The organism is Paludisphaera soli (genome assembly GCF_011064595.1).
In the GTDB taxonomy this organism is placed as follows: Bacteria; Planctomycetota; Planctomycetia; order Isosphaerales; family Isosphaeraceae; genus Paludisphaera; species Paludisphaera soli.
On the sequence record NZ_JAALJI010000024.1, the window covers coordinates 80749 to 100093 of the forward strand.

The window sequence follows — 19345 nt, forward strand, 5'->3', positions numbered from 1 at the left end:
GGCGGGCCGATGTCGCGCGAAGGGTTGCGGGTCCGGTCGAGCCGTCGAGCGTTCAAGGCGCTCGCGGCGATCATCCTCATGGCGGCCCGCGCGGCCGCGGCCGTCGAGATCGAGCCCTGGGCCGACGCCGGCCTGCCGGTTCGCGACGGCCTGCGAGCCTGGCTCGACGCCGGGCGCCGGCCGGCGGGCGTCGAGGCCGCTCCCGGCGCGGCGATGGCGACCTGGCCCGACGCCTCGGGCTCGCGCCGCGACTTCGAACAGCCCGAGGCGAAAGCCCGCCCCCGGCTCATCCAGGCCGACGGCCGCTCGTTCGTCCGGTTCGACGGCGAGGACGACTTTTTGGAGGCGAAGGGCCTGGAGGGCCCGATCCGCGAGGCCACCGCGTTCGTCGTCGTCGCGCCGGCGAGCAACCTGGGGATGTTCCGGGGCCTGCTCGCGGGCTCCGAGGACGGCCGCAACGACTACACCTCGGGCCTGACGATCGACCTCGGGCCGTTCGCGTCGACGCGGTTCGACGCGCTCAACGTCGAGGGTCGCGGCTTCCAGGGCTTCTTCAACGTCGTCGACTCCCCGCGCGACTTCCGCGAGTTCGTCGTCGTGATGGTGCGGATCGACGGGTCGGAGATCGTCACGACGTTCGACCGGGCCCCCCAGAAGCCTCGCCCGCGCAAGTCCGAGCCGATGCGGCTGGACCGCCTCACCCTGGGCGCCCGGCTCTACAGCAACGAGGCCCGGCCCCCGTTCGTCCAGGGCTTCCTGCACGGCGACGTGGCCGAGGTGCTCCTGTACGACCGCGCCCTCTCCGACTCCGAGGCCCACGCGGTGCGCGACTACCTGGACGCCAGGCATCGCGGCCTTACCGACGTCCTCCGGACCATCCCCGAGGCCGACGGCCGACGCCGGCTGGAATCCGTGAAGAACCCGCCGCCGTTCCAGATGCTCGTCCCCGGCTTCGAGGTCTTCGAGCTGCCTCTCGACCTGAAGAACGTGAACAACCTTCGACGCCGACCCGACGGCAAGCTGTTCGCCGTGGGCTACGACGGGATGATCCACGTCCTGTCCGACTCCGACGGCGACGGCCTGGAAGACCGCGCCGAGCTGTTCTGGGACGGCCGAGGATCGATCGTCTCGCCGATCGACGCGGCCCTGACGCCGCCGGGTTATCCCCACGGCTCGGGCCTGTTCATCCCTTGCAAGGGGAAGCTCGCCCTGATCGTCGACGTGGACGGCGACGATCGCGCCGACAGGGAGATCGTCGTCGCCAAGGGCTGGCCCGAGCTGATCCACAGCGTCGACGCGATGGGCGTGGCCCTCGGCCCGGACGGCTCGATCTACCTGGGCACCGGCACCCAGAACTTCACCAACGGCTACCTCCTGGACGCCGACGGGCGGGCCCGATACGACGTGAGGGGCGAGCGCGGGGCGATCCTCAAGGTCGCGGCCGACTTCCGCTCGCGCGAGGTCGTGGCCACCGGGATCCGGTTTTCGGTGGGCCTGGAGTTCAACGCCGAGGGGGACCTGTTCGCGACCGACCAGGAGGGGGCGACGTGGCTCGCCAACGGCAACCCGTTCGACGAGCTGCTGCACGTCCGGCCGGGGCGCCATTACGGCTTCCCCCCGCGGCACGCGAAGCACCTCCCCGGCGTGATCGACGAGCCCTCGACGTTCGACTACGCGCCCCAGCACCAGTCGACCTGCGGCCTGACGTTCAACGGCCGGGGCGATGAGCCGAGGTTCGGCCCCGAGTGGTGGGCCGGCGACGCGATCGTCTGCGGCTACTCGCGCGGCAAGCTCGACCGCACGCACCTGGTCAAGGTCCGGGGCGAGTACGCCGCGCGGACGGACCTGATCGCCGTCGCCGGGATGCTGCTGGTCGACTCGTGCGTCGGGGCCGACGGCTCGCTCGTCGTCGCGGCGCACAGCGGCGCCCCCGACTGGGGGAGCGGCCCCGAAGGCAAGGGCAAGCTCTACAAGATCCGCCACGCCGCTCGCCTGCCGCTGCCGACGCTCGCCTGGTCGAGCGGCCCTCGCGAGGTCCGCATCGCCTTCGACCGCCCGCTCGACCCGGCGTCGCTCCAGAATATGTCGAAACGCATCCTGATCGAGTCCGGCCGCGCCGTCGCGCCGGGCGACCGCTTCGAGACCCTGCGCCCGGGCTACGCCGTCGTCGCGAGCCAGCTCGCCTCGCCGCGCGACCTGCTGCCGGTTCGGAGCGTGGGCCTGTCGCCCGACCGCCGGACGCTCATCCTGACGACCGACGCCCAGTCGGCCCCCCTGCCCCACGCCCTCACGATCCCCGGCCTGGGTCGGCCCGACCCGGCGCCCGGCGCGAAGACCGGCCCCCTCCCTCAGAGCCCCGAGACCGACCTGGCCTTCGACCTGCACGGCGTCGCGGCGCGCTGGGAACCGGAGGGCGGAGGACCTGCGGAGGAACTCTGGCTCCCCCACCTGGACCCGGCCGTCGCGCGCGGCCTGGCCCTCGCCAGCGCCGAGCACGACCGCTTCTTCGCGGGCCTCGACCGGCCGGGCCTGCTTACGCTCCGCGCCCAGGTCCGCCTCAAGGACCTGCTCCGCCCCGCCGTCCAGCCGGGCTCCACCGTCGACCCGGGCCTGCCACCGGAGCGGCCGATCCTCACGTTCAAGGGCCGTCGCGGCTTGAGCGTGGAGGCGCCCGGCGCCCAACTCGAAACCCGAGACGCCGGCGAGGGGCTCGTCGAGATCGTCGCCACCTTTGGGGAAGTCTCCGAGGCCCCGGTCCCGATCGTCGCCGCCTGCTCGACGGGCCCGGGCGGGATGCTCGAAGTGTCTTACCGCACGAACGAGGACCCGCGTCCGCGCCTGCTGCCGCCGAATCGGCTGCTGGTCCCGTGGGCGAGCGTCGCCGAGGACGGCTCGCCCGAGCCCTCGCGCGAGTCGACGTTCCCGCCCGAGTTCGCCGGGGGCGATCGCCGCCGGGGCCGCGAGGTTTTCCTGGGGGCGAGCGCCCGCTGCTCGCAGTGCCACGCGATCCGGGGCGAGGGGGGGACGATCGGGCCCGACCTGTCGAACCTCGTCGAGCGCGACTTCGCGTCCGTCCTGCGCGACGTGACCGAGCCGAGCGCCGCGATCAACCCGGACTTCGTGGCGTACCAGGTCGCGATGGCCGACGGCCGCACGCTCACCGGCTCGGTCCGCACCGAGGACGACCGGCTCCGCATGGGGCTGACGACGGGCGAGGAGTTGATCGTCTCGCGGGCCGACGTGGAGGAGATGAAACCGGCGGGGATCTCGACGATGCCCGGGGGGCTCCCGGCCGCGATCGGCGCCGAGGACTTCAAGCACCTGATGGCCTTCCTCCTGCTCGGCCCGCCGGCCCCCGCCCCTATCCATCGCGACGACGCCCCCCCGCCCCGCACCCGCGCCGAGTGGGAGGCCGCGACGAAGGCGAGGAAGGCCCCGGCCGACGCCGCCGCAAAGCCTTTGCGGATCACGCTCGCCGCCGGCCCCAAGGACCACGGGATCGACGAGCACGACTATCCCCTCTGGCTCGACCGCTGGGCGCCGCTGCTGCGTTCGGCCCCCAACGTCACGGTCCGCGAGGTGGCGGACGGCACCGGACTGGAGTTCGCCGACGAGTCCGACGTGATCGTCTGGTACTCCGCCAACGGCACCTGGTCCGACGACCAGGCCGCGAAACTTCGCGCGTACCTCGACCGGGGCGGCGGGCTCGTCGTGATCCACTTCGCCGTCAACGGCGGCAAGGCCCCGGACGCGCTCGCGGATCTGATCGGCCTCGCCTGGGCCGACGGCGCGAAGTTCCGCCACGGCCCGCTCGACCTGACGTTCGCCGCGAAGTCGCCCATCACCGAGGGCCTCGCCGCACTTCATCTTGTCGACGAGACCTACTGGAACCTCCGGGGCGACGTCGGCCGGATCGAGGTCCTCGCCACGGCCCCCGAGGAAGGCGAGCCCCGCCCCCTGATGTGGACCCGAAGCCAGGGGAAGGGCCGCGTCTTCGTCTCCATCCCCGGCCACTACACCTGGAGCTTCGACGACCCCCTCTTCCGCCTCATCCTCCTCCGCGCGATCGCCTGGACCGCCGACCACCCGACCGACCGCCTGATCGACCTGGCGACCGAGGGGGCGCGTCTGGAGTGAGCGATCGCGGAAAATCGGCGGCGGAGGCCGCCCCCCTCGGCTGGGGACGGCCGGACGGCTTGCGTCCTTGAGAACTCCGTCGGCCCTCGCACGACTTCCCTTCCCCCCTGGTGGGGGAAGGTGGCCGAAGGCCGGATGAGGGGGACCATCAAGGCGGACGACGCGAGGACGCGACGGCTTGCCAGACCGGCTGGTTCTCCGTACGGCGCTCGTGCTCCCCCTGATCCGACCCTTCCGGCCACCTTCCCCCGACGGGGGGGAAGGACTATGAGTGTCGGACGCCTCCCCTTGCTGCGGCTCGATCGCGAGCGACGCGGTTCCCGCCTCGACCTTGAGTCGCCTTGAAGGTCTCGCCGGATTTTCCTCGCTTTCGCCGCCCCGCCCGCCGACGATTCGGAAACGCTCCTGCATACCCCGATGATGGGGACCAACCCACGAGGACGACCATGAGCGCCTTGCATCGCACGCTGTCGCGACGGTGGTTCGAGGAGGTCTGGAACGATCGGCGCACGGAGGCCATCGACGAGCTGATGAGCCCGGACGGGATCGGGCACATGGAATCGGGCGACTTCGAAGGGCCGGGCCCGTTCAAGGAGATCCGCGACCAGTTCCTCGCGGCGTTTCCGGACCTGCGGATCGAGATCGAGGACGTGGTCGCGGACGGCGACGACGTGGTCGTCCGCTGGCGCGCCTCGGGGACGCACACCGGCGACGGATTCGGCTTCGAGCCCAGCCGCCGGCCGGTGTCGTTCCGGGGGATGACCTGGCACCGCTACAAGGACGGCGTGCTCGTCGAGGGCTGGGATGGCTGGAACCAGGACGGCCTCTTCCGGTCGCTGGAGCCGGGCCCGGCCGGCGTCGGGGACCCCGAGGTCGTGCGACGTCGCTCCGAGCTGGCCGGCCGGATCCGCGAGATCCGCGCCGAGGTCCTCGGCGAATCGGGCGGCCCCGAGATGGCCCGCCGGCTCGGGCTGCCGGCCCGGACCTGGTACAACTACGAGACCGGCGTCACCGTCCCCGCCGAGGTCCTCCTGGGCTTCCTCGAAGAGACCGGCGTGGAGCCCCACTGGCTCTTCTCCGGCGAGGGCCCGCGCTACCGCCGCACCCCCGAAGCCGCCGGCCCCTCGCCGATCGAGCTGCTCCGCATCGGCCTTGAGAAGCTTGAGTCCGAGGACCGAGACGCCGAGCGGGACGACCCCGACTCGGCCCCGCTCACCTGATCCCACGAGCCGGCCGCCCCCTCCTTCCGCAGAATCGGCGTCTCCCCGATCGGACTTCGTGACGCATGATGGGGTTAGGGGGCGGTGCGCCCGGATCTTTGGCAAGCCGGCGGTCGGAAAGTGGGCGGTGCTCCCGCGTCGGCCACCACGTCGAGGCGCACGGCCTCGACCCACGAAGCGCGCCGAACGAAGCCAATTCCGGGCGGGATTACCGCACGACAACACCATCAAGGCTAAGAGTTTACGTCCGACGGGTTCGTTTTCGGGCCGGCGCGAACGAAGCCGATTCGCGACGTTGCGTCCGGGATGCCACCGGCTCGGGACCGTCGAGGGGCGTTAAACCGGGTGCCACGAATTCCCCGAACCCGTGGCACCCTGCGGCCTTCCTACCCGCCCTGGTGGTGTTGAGTGAGAGGAGTGTCGCGAATCGCGCCGAACGAAGCCAATTTCCGGACACTGAGAACGCTAGACAAGGCCTTGACCTGAAACCACTTGCGTCCGACGGTTTCCTTTTCAGGCCGGCGCGAACGAAGCCGATTTCGGGGCCGGGTTCGGGGGCCGCGTCATCGGTCGGTTCATGGTATGAGCCAGCCAGCCGCTCGGCTATCCTGGGTTTCGTGGGCTTGCGGCGGTGAAAGATCCCCCAGCCGGGAGACGGACATGAGCGCCCAGAATCGCGACCTATCGCGGCGGTGGTTCCAGGAGGTCTGGAATGAGCGGCGGGACGAGCCGATCACGGAGCTGATGAGCCCCGACGTCGTCGGCCACATGGAATCCGGCGAGACCTTCGGGATCGAGCCCTTCCTGAGGGTCCGCGAGCAGTTCCTCGCCGCCTTCCCGGACCTGAAATTCGACATGGAAGGCCTGCTCGGCGAGGGGGACGAGGTGGTCGTCCGCTGGGCCGCGACGGGGACGCACGCCGGCGACGCGCTGGGGATCGAGCCCTGCCACCGCCACGTCTCGGTCCGGGGGATGACCTGGCAGCGGTTCGAAAAGGGCGTCATGGTCGAGGCCTGGGACGCCTGGAACCAGGGGGCGTTGCTGCAGCATCTCAGCGAGGTCTCGGACGCGGAGCGCGACCGGCGGATCCGGCGTCGGACCGAGCTGTCGGAGCGCATCCGGGAGATCCGCGAGGAGCTGCTGGGGCCCTCCGGCGGCCCCGAGATGGCGCGCCGGCTCGGGCTGCCGGTGCGGACCTGGTACAACTACGAGACCGGCGTCACCATGCCGGCCGAGGTGCTGCTGGACTTCCTCGCCGAGACCGGGGCCTCCCCGCGCTGGCTCCGCGACGGCGAGGGGCCGCGGTTCGCCGAAGGCGCGGGGATCCGGACGGAGGGCGGGCGATGACGACGCGGCGGGGTTTCCTGCGGGCCTCGGCCGCGATCGGGCTGGCGGGCCTCGTCCCCGGGGCCGAGTCCCGGGCGCCGGCCTCGGCGATGACGATGGACCTGGTCTGCGGCAACCTCGGCGTCCAGGCCGACCTGCCGACGGCGATCGCGCTGGCGCATCGGCATGGGTTCCGGTCGGTCGCGCCGGACGCCGGCCACCTTGGCGGGCTGTCCGACGGCCAGGTGGAAGAGCTGCTCGCCGACCTGAAGGTGAAGGGCCTGACCTGGGGCGCCGCCGCGCTGGCGGTCGACTTCCGGGGCGACGAGGAGGCCTTCCGCGCCGGGATGGCCGAGCTGCCCGCCTTCGCCGCAGCCCTGGCCCGAGCCGGGGCGACCCGCGTCGGCACCTGGATCCGGCCGGGCGACGATCGGCTGACCTACCTGGCGAACCTCCGCCGCCACGCCCGGCGGCTGGGCGAGGTCGCGAAGGTCCTGGGCGACCAGGGCCTCCGGCTGGGGCTGGAGTACGTCGGCCCGAAGACCGCCTGGACGGCCTCGCGGCACCCGTTCGTCCATACCCTGGCCGAGACCCGCGACCTGATCGCCGAGATCGGCCGCGACGACGTCGGCCTGGTGCTCGACTCCTGGCACTGGCACACCGCTGGCGAGACCGCCGACGACCTCCAGGGCCTCGCCAACCGCGACGTGGTGGCCTGCGACCTCAACGACGCCCCCCGGTCCGTCCCCCTCGACCAGCAGCGCGACGGCGTCCGGGAACTCCCCGGGGCCACCGGCGTGATCGACCTGAAAGCCTTCCTGTCGGCCCTCGTCGCCCTCGGCTACGACGGCCCCGTCCGGGCCGAGCCGTTCAACGCCACCCTGCGGACCCTCCCCGCCGACGAGGCCGTCGCCGCCGCGGCCCGGTCCCTGAAGCGGGCGTTCGCCCTGCTGGGCTGAGGCGCATACGCGGATGCCGCCGGTCGCCCCGGGGCTCCCGACGGCACCTCGCGTGCATTACGGGGGGCGGACTGGTCCATCCCAGGCCGCCTCGTTCGTCGGCGTCGACCCCGACCGCGAAGACATTCTATTCCTTCGGCGCCTCCATTCAAGGCATTCACGCTAAATTAAACATAGACCCGCGGATCGAGGATTCGAGTGAAGCGAAGATGACGAGCGCCGCGATGATCGACGTGTTCGAGCGGCAGTACCGGGCCGCGCTGGCGGTGGTGATGCTGCTGGTGCTGGGGGACCGGCTGCTGGTGCAGCCGTACCTGGCCCGGCTGGCGACCGACGCCCCCCTGATCAACGTCTCGGGCCGCCAGCGGATGCTCAGCCAGCGGCTGGCGAAGGCCGCCCTGGAGTTCGATCGGGGCCGGGGTGCGGAAGGGGGGGAGGCGCTCGGGGAGGTGCGGCGGGTGCTGGACCTCTGGTCCGAGTCGCACGACCGATTGCTCCGGGGAGACGGCCGGGACGGCCGGGCCGTCCGCGAGGCCCTCGCCGCGCTGGGGCCGTCGTTCGTGGCGATGCGCGACGCGGCCCGCCGGCTCCTGGATTCGGCCTCGGCCGACCCGCCCGACGCCGCGACCGCACGAGAGGCCGTGGCCGCGATCCTGGACCACGAGGGGGAGTACCTCCGGCGGATGGACCGCGTCGTCGGCCTGTACGAGGAGGAGGCTCGGGGCCGGATCGCGACCTTCCGCCGGATCGGCTGGGCGCTCGCCGGGATGACCCTGGCGAGCCTCGTGGCCATCGGGGCGCTCATCTTCCGGCCGGCGGCGAAGCTGTTGCGGCGCCAGGTGGACGAGCTGGCGCGGGCTCGGGATGAGCTGGAGGCCCGCGTCCGGGAACGGACGAAGGAGCTGGAGGCGGCGAGGGAGCGGCACCGGAGCCTGCTCGAGCAGGTCAGCCACGCCGGGCGGGCCAGCACGGTCGGCGAGATGGCCTCGGCCCTGGCCCACGAGCTGAACCAGCCGCTCGGGGCCGTCGCCAACTACGCCGAGGGCTGCCTGATCGCCCTCGAAAAGCCGGAGCCGCCCCTGGAAGAAGTCCGCGGCGCGCTCCGCCAACTCCGGGACGCGACCCTGCGGGCGGGGCGGATCATCGGCCACGTCCGACGGTTCGTCACCCGACACGGCCCGAGCCTCGAACCGTTCCGGGCGGAGGCGGCCGTGAACGACGCGATCGAGATCCTCCGGGGCCGCCTCCAGGCCTCCGGCGCGGCCGTCCATCTGGACATGGCGCCCGACTTGCCCTGTCTCGTCGGGGACCCGGTGCAGATCCAGCAGGTGCTTGTGAACCTCGTCGGCAACGCCCTGGACTCCCTCGCCCAGTCGCAAGTCCCGAATCCCAGGCTGGTTATCCGGACGACGAGGTCCAACCCGGACGGCGTGGAATTCGAGGTGGGAGACAACGGCGAGGGCATTACGCCCGAGATCCTGTCTCGAATTTTTGACGCATACTTCAGCACTCGTGCCGACGGAATGGGCATGGGACTGGCGATCTGTCGCACGATCGTGGAGGCCCACCAGGGGCGATTCTTCGTGGAGTCCGAGCCGGGCGTGAGCACGACGTTCCGGTTCCAGATCCCCGCCGCCCCGCCGGATCATGAACGAGCCGACGGTCCACATCGTGGATGACGACCCCGACATGCGGGACTCCCTGCGCTGGCTGCTGACGACGGTCGGGCTCCGGGCCGTCACCTACGACTCGGCCGAGGCGTTCTCGGCGGCGTCCCTCGACGCCGGCCCCGCGTGCCTCGTGCTGGACGTGCGGATGCCGGGGACCGGCGGGCTCGATTTGTTCGAGAGCCTGGCGGCCCGGGGGATTCGCCTGCCCGTCCTGTTCATCACCGCCCACGCCGACGTGCCGATGGCCGTCCGGGCGATGAAGTCCGGCGCGGTGGAGTTCCTGGAGAAGCCCTTCAACGGCCAGGTCCTGCTGGAGAAGATCCAGCGGGCGATCCGCGACGACGCCGCCCGCCTCGCCCGCCAGGCCGAGGCCGACGCGATCCGCTCGCGGTTCGAGACCCTGACCGGCAAGGAGCGCGAGGTCCTGGCGATGATCCGAGACGGTCGGCCCAACAAGGAGATCGCCGCCCTCCTGGACATCACCCCCCGCGCGGTCGAGTTGCGTCGCGCCGGGCTGATGCGGAAACTGGGGGCCGGGTCGCTGTCGGAACTGCTGCGGCTGGCGATCGCAGTCGAGGAGGCCGAGCCGCCTTCGCGGCAGATCTCGCCTCCCCGCTCGGCCTGAACGAAGCCCGCGATCAAGGCACGTCTGCCGAGGATTCAAACAGCCCTCCGGCTCACGAGCCCCATCGACCCTTCGGTTTCGCGAAGGACCACCCCGCCGGCCCCTTCGGGCTTCCGCAAAACCAGGCACTCTCCCGAGCCTCGGCACTCTCGCTGCGATAGGTAGGTCCCTCGACGAGGACGGACCGGCCCCTTGCCCGACCGGTCGCGACCCCTCGAACCGTCCGAGCGAGGAGCGGCCATGCCCGTCGTCGAGGAACGTCCCACCGCGATCGCCGATCGTGAAGCGCCCGCCCCCAGCAGGCCTCGGGGCGACCGGCTCGTCGCCTCGCTCCTGGCCGAGCAGGGCGACCTGACCGCCGTCGAGCGGTTCGCGCAGGTCCACCAGGACGCGGCCGAGCCGATCCAGGCGCAGTACTATTCGGCGCTCCTGCCGGCCGAGCCGCCCGGCCCCGGCCAGCAGCTGGCGTTCGAGGTCGACCTCGGCCGATGCTCGGGCTGCAAGGCGTGCGTCGCGGCCTGCCACTCGCTGAACGGGCTGGACGCGGACGAGACCTGGCGGGACGTGGGCCTCCTGATCGGCGGCTCGACGGCGCTGCCGGTCCTCCAGCACGTCACCACCGCCTGCCACCACTGCGTCGAGCCGGCCTGCCAGAGCGCCTGCCCGGTGGAGGCTTATGAGAAGGACCCCATCACCGGGATCGTCCGCCACCTGGACGACCAGTGCATCGGCTGCCAGTACTGCACCCTGGCCTGCCCGTACGACGCCCCCAAGTACAACCCGGCGAAGGGCATCGTCCGCAAGTGCGACATGTGCGCCGACCGCCTGAAGGTCGGCGAGGCCCCCGCCTGCGTCCAGGCCTGCCCGCACGAGGCGATCCGCATCCGGGTCGTGGACGTGGCCGAGGTCCGGGCGGACGCCGAGGCCGGCGCGTTCCTCCCCGGCGCGTTCGACCCGGCCTACACCCGGCCCGCGACGCGGTTCCGCTCGCTCGTCCCGGGCGATCTCCGCCCGGCCGACGATCACCTGCCGACCCCTGAGCACGGCCACACGCCGCTGGCGGTCATGCTCGTGCTGACCCAGCTCGCCGCCGGCGGCTTCCTGATCGAACTGCTCGCCCGACTGGCGGGGGCCACGGACGGCGTCGCCGGATCGGCCCATCCCCGGGCCTGCCTGGCGATGGGCTTCCTGGGCCTGGGCGCGAGCCTCCTCCACCTGGGGCGGCCCCTGTACGCCTACCGGGCGATCCTGGGGATCCGGCACTCCTGGCTCAGTCGCGAGATCGCGACCCTCGGCCTGTTCGCCAAGGTCGCGGCGGCCTACGTGGCGGCCGACCTGCTCTTCCCCGGCTGGCTCGACGGCCGCCCCGGGCTCCGCCTGGGGATGCTGGCGGCGGTCGTCGCGAGCGGCGGGGCGGGGGTGGGGAGTTCGGTCATGGTCTACCACGTCGTCCGCCGGCCCTACTGGCGGGCCTCGATCGCGGGCTGCAAGTTCGCCGGCACGGCCGTCGTGCTCGGCTTGGCCGTGGCCCTGGCCTGCCTGGGCGTCCAGGGTGGACGAGCCACCACGCCCCTGATCGCAACCGCGCTCGCCCTGGGCGCGGCGACCGCGGTCAAGCTGGCCTTCGAGGCCCGCGACCTCGACGCCACGGGGGACGACCCGCTCGGCCGCACCGCCCGGCTGCTGCGCGGCCCCCTGCGACGGGCCGTCGACCTGAGGCGGACGCTGGGGATCGCGGGGGGCTTCGTCCTGCCGGCGGCGGCGGTCCTGGTCCTGTTCGCGGGGGCGCCGATCGGGACGGCGATCGCCTCGGGCCTGGCCCTGGGGGCGTCGCTGGCGGGCGAGTTCGTCGAGCGGAGCCTGTTCTTCCGGGCCGTCTCCAAACCCAGGATGCCGGGGGGGCTGCCGTCATGACGACCGAACTCCGACGCGAAGGCGTCCTCGACCGCCTCCTCGGCCTGGTCCGCGCCAGGGACGGCCGGCTGACCCGGGAGCTTCGCCGCGAGCCGGGGGGCTTCGGGCTGGGGCAGGTCCCGGCCTCGAAGGCCCCGGACGCGACGACGGGCGTCGTCTGCGGCTTCTGCTCGACGGGGTGCGGCCTGACCGTCCACCTCCGCGACGGCGAGGCGGTCAACCTCACCCCGACGGCCGACTATCCGGTGAATCGGGGGATGGCCTGCCCCAAGGGCTGGGAGGCCCTGACCGTCCTCGACGCCCCCGACCGGGCGACCGCCCCCCTGCTCCGAGGGGCCGACGGCCGGCGTCGCGAGGTCGGCTGGGACGAGGCGATGACGACACTCGCCGCCCGCTTCCGCGCGATCCAGAAGGAGCACGGCTCCGACTCGGTCGCCTTCCTGAGCACCGGCCAGATCGCCACCGAGGAGATGGCCCTGCTGGGGGCCGTCGCCAAGTTCGGCCTGGGCATGGTCCACGGCGACGGCAACACCCGCCAGTGCATGGCCTCGGCGGTCGTGGCCTACAAGCAGGCCTTCGGCTTCGACGCCCCCCCCTACACCTATCAGGACCTCGAAGAATCCGACTGCATCGTCCTGATCGGAGCCAACCCCTGCATCGCCCACCCGGTGCTCTGGGAGCGGGCGACGCGCAACCCCCACCGGCCCGAGATCCTCGTCGTCGACCCGCGCCGGACCGAGACGGCGATGGCCGCCACGCTCCACCTGCCGGTGCGCCCCAAGTCGGACCTCGTGTTCCTCTACGGGCTCGCGAATCTGTTGATCGAACGAGGCGCGATCGACCGCCCGTTCATCGACGCCCACACGCGGGGCTTCGACGAGTTCGCGGCCTTCGTCGGCCGGTTCGATGCGGAATACGTCGCCCGCGAAACCGGGCTGCGCGAGGAGGTCGTGCGCGACGCCGCCGACCGGATCGCGAACGGCCGCCGGGTCTCGTTCTGGTGGACGATGGGGGTCAACCAGGGCCACCAGGGGGTCAAGACCGCGCAGGCGGCGATCAACCTGGCGCTCCTGACCGGGAACATCGGCCGGCCGGGGACGGGGGCGAACTCGATCACCGGCCAGTGCAACGCGATGGGCTCGCGGCTGTTCTCGAACACGACGAACCTGCTGGGCGGCCGCGACTTCGCCGACCCCGCCCACCGCGCCGAGGTCGCCGAGATCCTCGATATCCCCGAGGGCCGCATCCCCGACCGCCCCAGCTGGTCGTACGACCGGATCCTCGACGGCGTCCGCGCGGGGGAGATCCGGGGGCTCTGGATCATCGGCACCAACCCCGCGCACTCCTGGATCGACCAGTCGCGGTTCCGCGAGACGCTGGGCGAGCTGGACTTCCTCGTCGTCCAGGACATGTACCACTCGACCGAGACCGCCGAGCTGGCCGACCTGCTCCTGCCGGCGGCGGGCTGGGGCGAGAAGGAGGGGACGTTCATCAACTCCGAGCGCCGGGTCGGCCTGCACAAGAAGGTCCGCCGCGCTCCGGGGAAGGCGCTCGCGGATTTCCAGATCTTCAAGCTCGCCGCCCACTACGCGGGCTGCGACGCCCTGTTCGACGAATGGTCGTCGCCCGAGGCGGCCTTCCAGATCCTCAAGCGGCTCTCCGCCGGCCGCCCCTGCGACGTCACCGGGATCGCCGACTACCGGGCGCTCGACGAGGCGGGGGGGATCCAGTGGCCCTTCCCGGCCGAGGGCGCGGACCCGAGCCCGGAGCGTCGGCTGTTCGCCGACGGCCGGTTCCATCACCCGGACGGCCGCGCCCGGTTCCTCTTCGAGGAGCCCCGGCCGGCGCCCGAGCCGGCGGGCGGCGACTTCCCGATGCAGCTCCTGACCGGCCGGGGCTCGGCGGCGCAGTGGCACACGCAGACGCGGACCGCGAAATCCGACGTCCTCCGCAAGCTCCACCCGCGCGACCCCTACGTCGAGATCAACCCGGTCGACGCCGAGGCCGCCGGCCTGGCCACTGGGGACTGGGCCGTCGTCGCGTCCCGCCGGGGCGAGGCCCGGGCGCGGGCCTTCGTCACGCCGACCGTCGCCGCCGGCCAGCTCTTCCTCCCCATGCACGACGCCGCGACCAACCGGCTGACCCTGGCGGCGTTCGACGCCGAGTCCCGCCAGCCCTCCTACAAGTCCTGCGCGGCGCGGGTCCGCGCGGCCCGCGCCGGCGAGATCCCCCGGCGCGCCGATACGTCGACCAGCCATTGAACGCCAGCACGAGGGCCTCATGATCAGGAAACGCGACCCGCGAAAGTCCGTGGTGGTGGTCGGCAACGGCATGGTCGGCCACCGTTTCTGCGAGCGGCTGGTGGCGCTCGACCTGGAGCGCCGCTACAAGCTCGCCACGTTCTGCGAGGAGGCCCGGCCGGCCTACGACCGCGTCAACCTGTCGAAGTTCTTCGACAAGCGCGACGCCGAGCACCTCAAGATCGCCTGCCGGACCTGGTACGCCGAGAACGGGGTCGACCTGCACGTCGGCGACCGCGTGGCGAGCATCGACCGCGAGAACCGGCGGGTCGTCTCGGCGAACGGGCTGGAGGTCGACTACGATACTCTCGTGCTCGCCACCGGCTCCGCGCCGTTCGTGCCGGCGGTGCCGGGCGTGGACAAGAAGGGGATCTTCGTCTACCGGACCATCGAGGACCTGGAGGCGATCCTCGCCTACGCCCCCCGCGCGGGCTCGGCGGCGGTGATCGGCGGCGGGCTGCTGGGGCTGGAGGCGGCCAAGGCGGTCCGCGAACTGGGGCTGGAGACGCACGTCGTCGAGTTCGCGCCCCGGCTCATGCCGCGGCAGATCGACGACGCGGGATCGAAGGCTTTGCTGGACAAGATCGAGGCGATGAACGTCCGCGTCCACCTGGGCAAGAGCACGCGGGAGTTCCTCGGCAACGGCAAGGTCGAGGGCCTGGCGTTCGCCGACGGCGGCGTGCTCGACGTCGGCATGGTCGTCGTCTCGGCGGGCATCCGGCCCCGCGACGAGTTGGCCCGCGCCTGCGGCCTGGAGGTCGGCCCGCGCGGCGGGGTCGTGGTGGACGACGCGATGCGGACGTCCGACCCGGAGATCCTGGCCGTCGGCGAGGTCGCCGCGCACGACGGCATGGTCTACGGCCTGGTCGCCCCCGGCTACGAGATGGCCGAGGTCGCGGCGGCGAACCTGACCGGCTCCGTGAAACGGTTCTCGGGCTTTGATATGTCCACCAAGCTCAAGCTGATGGGCGTCGACGTGGCGAGCTTCGGCGAACCGTTCGCCGACGCCGCCGGGGCGCGAGCCTTGACCTTCGAGGACCCGTTCCGGGGCGTCTACAAGAAGCTCCTCTTCGCCCCCGACGGCACGAAGCTGCTCGGCGGCGTGCTCGTGGGCGACGCCTCGGACTACGGCGCCCTGCTCTCGGTCTTCAAGAGTCCCGAGCCCCTGACGCTCCCGCCCGGCGAGCTGCTCTCCACCGGCCGAGGCCCGGCGCTCGGCGGGGCGATCGACGCCCAGGTCTGCTCGTGCAACAACGTGAGCGAGGGCCAGGTCCGCGAGGCGATCCGCTCGGAGAAGCTGACGACGCTCGCCCAGGTGAAGGCCTGCACGCAGGCCGGCACCGGCTGCGGCGGCTGCCTCCCCCGCGTGGGCGAGCTGCTCAAGGCCGAGCTGAAGGCCGCCGGCGCGAAGGTTGACGACCACCTCTGCGAGCACTTCCCGCACACCCGCCGCGAGCTTTATCAGATTGCCCTCGTCCGGGGCTTCCGCACGTTCGACGCCCTCATTGCGGCCTGCGGGCGGGGCGTCGGCTGCGAGGTCTGCAAGCCGACCGTCGCCTCGATCCTGGCGAGCCTCTGGAACGAGGACGTCCTGGCCCCCGCCCACGCCACGCTCCAGGACACCAACGACCGCTTCCTCGGCAACATCCAGCGCGGGGGGACCTACTCCGTGGTCCCGCGCGTCCCCGGCGGCGAGATCACGCCGGAGCAGCTCATCGTGCTCGGCGAGGTCGCCCGCAAGTACGGGCTCTACACCAAGATCACCGGCGGCCAGCGCGTCGACCTGTTCGGCGCCCCGGTGCATTTGCTGCCGGACATCTGGGCCGAGCTGATCGCGGCCGGGTTCGAGAGCGGCCACGCGTACGGCAAGTCGCTGCGGACGGTCAAGAGCTGCGTGGGCTCGTCGTGGTGCCGGTTCGGCGTGCAGGATTCGGTCGGGTTCGCGATCCGGGTCGAGCTGCGATACCGGGGGCTGCGGTCGCCGCACAAGCTGAAGGGGGCCGTCTCGGGCTGCGTCCGCGAGTGCGCCGAGGCCCAGGGGAAGGACTTCGGCCTGATCGCCACCGAGAAGGGCTACAACCTGTACGTCTGCGGCAACGGCGGCGCCCGCCCGCGCCACGCCGACCTGCTGGCCTCGGACCTGGACGAGGAGACGGCCATCCGCTACCTCGACCGCTTCCTCATGTACTACATCCGCACCGCGGACAAGCTCACGCGGACCTCGACCTGGCTGGAGAACCTCGAAGGCGGCATCGACTACCTCCGCGACGTGATCGTGAACGACCGCCTCGGCCTGGCCGACGAGCTGGAGCGGCAGATGCAGGGACACGTCGACTCGTACCGATGCGAGTGGAAGGCCGTCGTCGACGACCCCGAGAAGCGCCGGTTCTTCCGCCAGTTCGCCAACACCGACGAGGTGACGCCGGGCATCGAGTTCGTGACCGAACGCGGCCAGACCCGCCCCGCCGACTGGCCGGCCGACGTCGTGCCGATCGAGGAGGTCGGCCTGCCCGTCGCGAAGACGCCCGCCGCCCGGGCCGGTCGGTCGTGGGTCTTCGCCGGGTCGGTCGAGGATTTCCCCCGCGACGGCGGCCGCGCGATCAAGCACGGCGAGGCGGAGATCGCCGTCTTCCGGTTCGCGTCGAAGGGCGAATGGTACGCCAGCCAGAACACCTGCCCCCACAAGCGCGAGGCCGTCCTCTCGCGCGGCATCCTCGGCGACGCGCAGGGCGTGCCGAAGGTCGCCTGCCCGCTGCACAAAAAGGCCTTCTCGCTCGAATCGGGCTCGTGCCTCGGCGGCGAGCCGTACCGCCTGGAGGTCTTCCCCGTGAAGGTCGAGGGGGACGACGTGTACGTCGAGCTGCCCCCCGAAGCCGAGATGGGCCGACTCGCGCGCATGGCCCTGGCCTGCGCCTCGGGCTGCTCCTGACCGACCCGAACCGTCCCCGCTTCCACCCCTTTACCCCGCCCCCCCGGAGCCCCGGCCCGATGAACCTGAGAGACTTCCGCCGCGCCGGCCACGCGCCGACCCTGTTGAGCGCGTTCCTCTACTTCGACGTCAGCTTCATGGTCTGGCTCCTGCCGGGGGCGCTGGCGACCTCGATCGCGCCGGACTTCGGCCTGACCGACGCGCAGAAGGGGCTGATGGTCGCGGTCCCCCTGCTGGGGGGCGCGGTGCTCCGGCTGGCGTTGGGGCTCCTGACCGACCGCATCGGCGCGCGGCGGACGGGCCTGCTGGGGATGGTGCTGACGACGATCCCCCTGCTCCTGGGCTGGCTCTGGGCCGATTCGTTCGGCGCGATTCTGCTGGTCGGGCTGCTGCTGGGGATCTCGGGCGCGAGCTTCGCGGCGGCCCTGCCGCTGGCGAGCCGCTGGTATCCGCCGCAATATCAGGGGCTGGCGATGGGGATCGCCGGCGCGGGGAACAGCGGCACGGCGCTGGCGACGTTCTTCGGGCCCCGGCTGGCGGCGGCCTGGGGCTGGCACGCGGTCTTCGGCCTGGCCCTGATCCCGCTGCTGGCGACGATGGCCTTCTTCGCCGCGTTCGCCAAGGACGGCCCCAACCAGCCGGCCCCCCGCCCGCTGCGGGCCTACGCCGAGGTCCTGGGGCGGGGCGACACCTGGTGGTTCTGCCTGCTCTACGGCATCACGTTCGGAGGGTTCGTCGGCCTGGCGAGCTTCCTGAGCGTTTTTTTCCTCAGCCAGTACGGGCTCTCGCGGGTGGAGGCGGGGAACTTCGCCACCTTCTGCGTGATCGCGGGCTCGGCCTTGCGGCCGATCGGCGGACACCTGGCGGACCGGCTCGGCGGGGTCCGGATGCTGACGGTCCTGTACCTGGCCGCCGGCGTGTCGCTGCTGGGCCTGGGGACGCTGCCGCCGCTCTGGGCGGGCACCGCGCTGCTGTTCGCGGCGATGGCCTCGCTGGGCATGGGCAACGGCGCGGTCTTCCAGCTCGTGCCGCAGCGGTTCCCGGCGGAGATCGGCGTGGCGACGGGCATCGTGGGCGCGGCCGGGGGCCTGGGCGGCTTCCTGCTGCCGACCCTGCTGGGGGCGATGAAGGGGGCGACGGGGAGCTTCAGCGGCGGGTTCGTGGCCTTCGCCCTGGCCGGCGGCCTCGGCGGGGCGGCGGCTTTGGCTTACGCGAGCCGAGGCTGGCGCGGTAGCCTGGTCGTCGAAGGCGGGCCCGCCGCCGACGCGGCCCTCGTCCCCGGCCCGACGCTGGCCGAGGCCCCGGGCGCCGCCTGACCGACCGACCGGCCCCCCGCCCTTTCGCCTTTCGGATGTGAGCCCCATGAGCAATCCCACGGCCCGATCCTTCGACGGCCTCCGCGTGGCCGTCTTCGAGGCGCGGATGGCGGGCATCCTGGCCGACCTGGTGGCCCGCCACGGCGGCCTCGCGGTCGCCGCCCCGGCGCTTCGCGAGATCCCCCTGGGGGACAACCCCGCCGCCCTCGCGTTCACCGAGACCCTGGAAGCCGGCGGCTTCGACCTCGTGATCTTCGAGACCGGCGTGGGGATCCGCTACCTCGTCGAGGCCCTCGCGCCCCGCTTCCCCCGCGAACGCTGGGCGGAGGTCCTGGGCCGGACGACGGTCGTCGCCCGGGGGCCGAAGCCGGCGACCGCGCTCCGCGAGCTGGGCGTGGCGATCGACGTTTCGGTCCCGTCGCCGAACACCTGGCGGGAGACCCTGGCGACGCTGGACGAGCGCAAGCCCGTCGCCGGCCTGCGCGTGGCGGTGCAGGAGTACGGCAAGCCCGTCCCCGAGCTGACCGACGGGCTGGAAGCCCGCGGCGCGACCGTCACCCGCGTGCCGGTCTATCGTTGGGCCCTGCCCGAGGACGTCGGCCCGCTCCGCGCCACGCTCGCCGAGCTGGCCGCCGGGCGGATCCCCGTCGCGCTCTTCACGGCGGCCCAGCAGGTGGAGCACGTCCTCCAGGTCGCCCGCGAGGACGGCCTGGAAGGACCCCTGCGCGAGGCCCTGGCCGCACGCGTCGTCGTGGGCTCGATCGGGCCGACGACCTCCGAGGCGCTCCGGGCCCACGGCCTGCCGGTGGACGTCGAGCCCGAGCACCCGAAGTCCGGCCACCTCGTCGCCGCCGTCGCGGCCGGCTGGCGGGGCGTCGGCAAGGTCGCCCAGCCCTCCTGACGGCGGGACGGCGATTCAACGCGCGAGGCCTCGTCGGCCGATGAATGG

Annotated in this window: 11 protein-coding genes; all 11 read left to right on the forward strand. The window is 72.5% G+C overall.

The window, feature by feature from the left end; translation table 11 throughout:
* Window positions 1–9: 9 nt before the first annotated feature.
* The 11 genes from G6O68_RS24320 (at window position 10) to G6O68_RS24370 (ending at window position 19297) form a co-directional block, all read left to right on the forward strand.
* Window positions 10–4137: a ThuA domain-containing protein gene (locus G6O68_RS24320; RefSeq protein ID WP_165251254.1), complete on the forward strand. Its 4128-nt coding sequence runs from the start codon at window positions 10–12 to the stop codon at window positions 4135–4137.
* 446 nt (window positions 4138–4583) lie between these two features.
* Entirely contained in the window at window positions 4584–5357 is a 774-nt protein-coding gene (locus G6O68_RS33005) for an ester cyclase (RefSeq protein ID WP_240911490.1), read from the forward strand.
* A gap of 660 nt (window positions 5358–6017) precedes the next feature.
* Complete coding sequence (locus tag G6O68_RS24330) at window positions 6018–6704, forward strand: ester cyclase (protein WP_165251255.1); 687 nt, start codon at window positions 6018–6020, stop codon at window positions 6702–6704.
* Window positions 6701–7642, forward strand: coding sequence for a sugar phosphate isomerase/epimerase family protein (locus tag G6O68_RS24335; RefSeq protein WP_206108199.1), 942 nt, complete (start codon window positions 6701–6703; stop codon window positions 7640–7642). Before G6O68_RS24330 ends, G6O68_RS24335 begins: the two co-directional genes overlap by 4 nt.
* A 224-nt stretch (window positions 7643–7866) precedes the next feature.
* A complete protein-coding gene (locus tag G6O68_RS24340) occupies window positions 7867–9321 on the forward strand; it encodes an ATP-binding protein (protein WP_165251256.1) in 1455 nt (484 codons plus the stop codon).
* Complete coding sequence (locus G6O68_RS24345; protein ID WP_165251257.1) at window positions 9290–9937, forward strand: response regulator transcription factor; 648 nt, start codon at window positions 9290–9292, stop codon at window positions 9935–9937. The genes G6O68_RS24340 and G6O68_RS24345 overlap by 32 nt, the downstream gene beginning before the upstream one ends.
* 240 nt (window positions 9938–10177) lie before the next feature.
* Entirely contained in the window at window positions 10178–11851 is a 1674-nt protein-coding gene (locus G6O68_RS24350; RefSeq protein WP_165251258.1) for a DmsC/YnfH family molybdoenzyme membrane anchor subunit, read from the forward strand.
* Entirely contained in the window at window positions 11848–14112 is a 2265-nt protein-coding gene (locus G6O68_RS24355; protein ID WP_165251259.1) for a molybdopterin oxidoreductase family protein, read from the forward strand. Before G6O68_RS24350 ends, G6O68_RS24355 begins: the two co-directional genes overlap by 4 nt.
* A gap of 19 nt (window positions 14113–14131) precedes the next feature.
* Complete coding sequence (nirB, locus tag G6O68_RS24360) at window positions 14132–17080, forward strand: nitrite reductase large subunit NirB (protein ID WP_165251260.1); 2949 nt, start codon at window positions 14132–14134, stop codon at window positions 17078–17080.
* A gap of 59 nt (window positions 17081–17139) precedes the next feature.
* Window positions 17140–18396 (forward strand): MFS transporter, encoded by a 1257-nt coding sequence (locus tag G6O68_RS24365; protein ID WP_165251261.1) that lies wholly within the window; start codon window positions 17140–17142, stop codon window positions 18394–18396.
* 46 nt (window positions 18397–18442) lie between these two features.
* The gene (locus tag G6O68_RS24370) at window positions 18443–19297 is read left to right on the forward strand and encodes a uroporphyrinogen-III synthase (protein ID WP_165251262.1); all 855 of its coding nucleotides are present in this window, start codon (window positions 18443–18445) and stop codon (window positions 19295–19297) included.
* Window positions 19298–19345 lie beyond the last annotated feature (48 nt).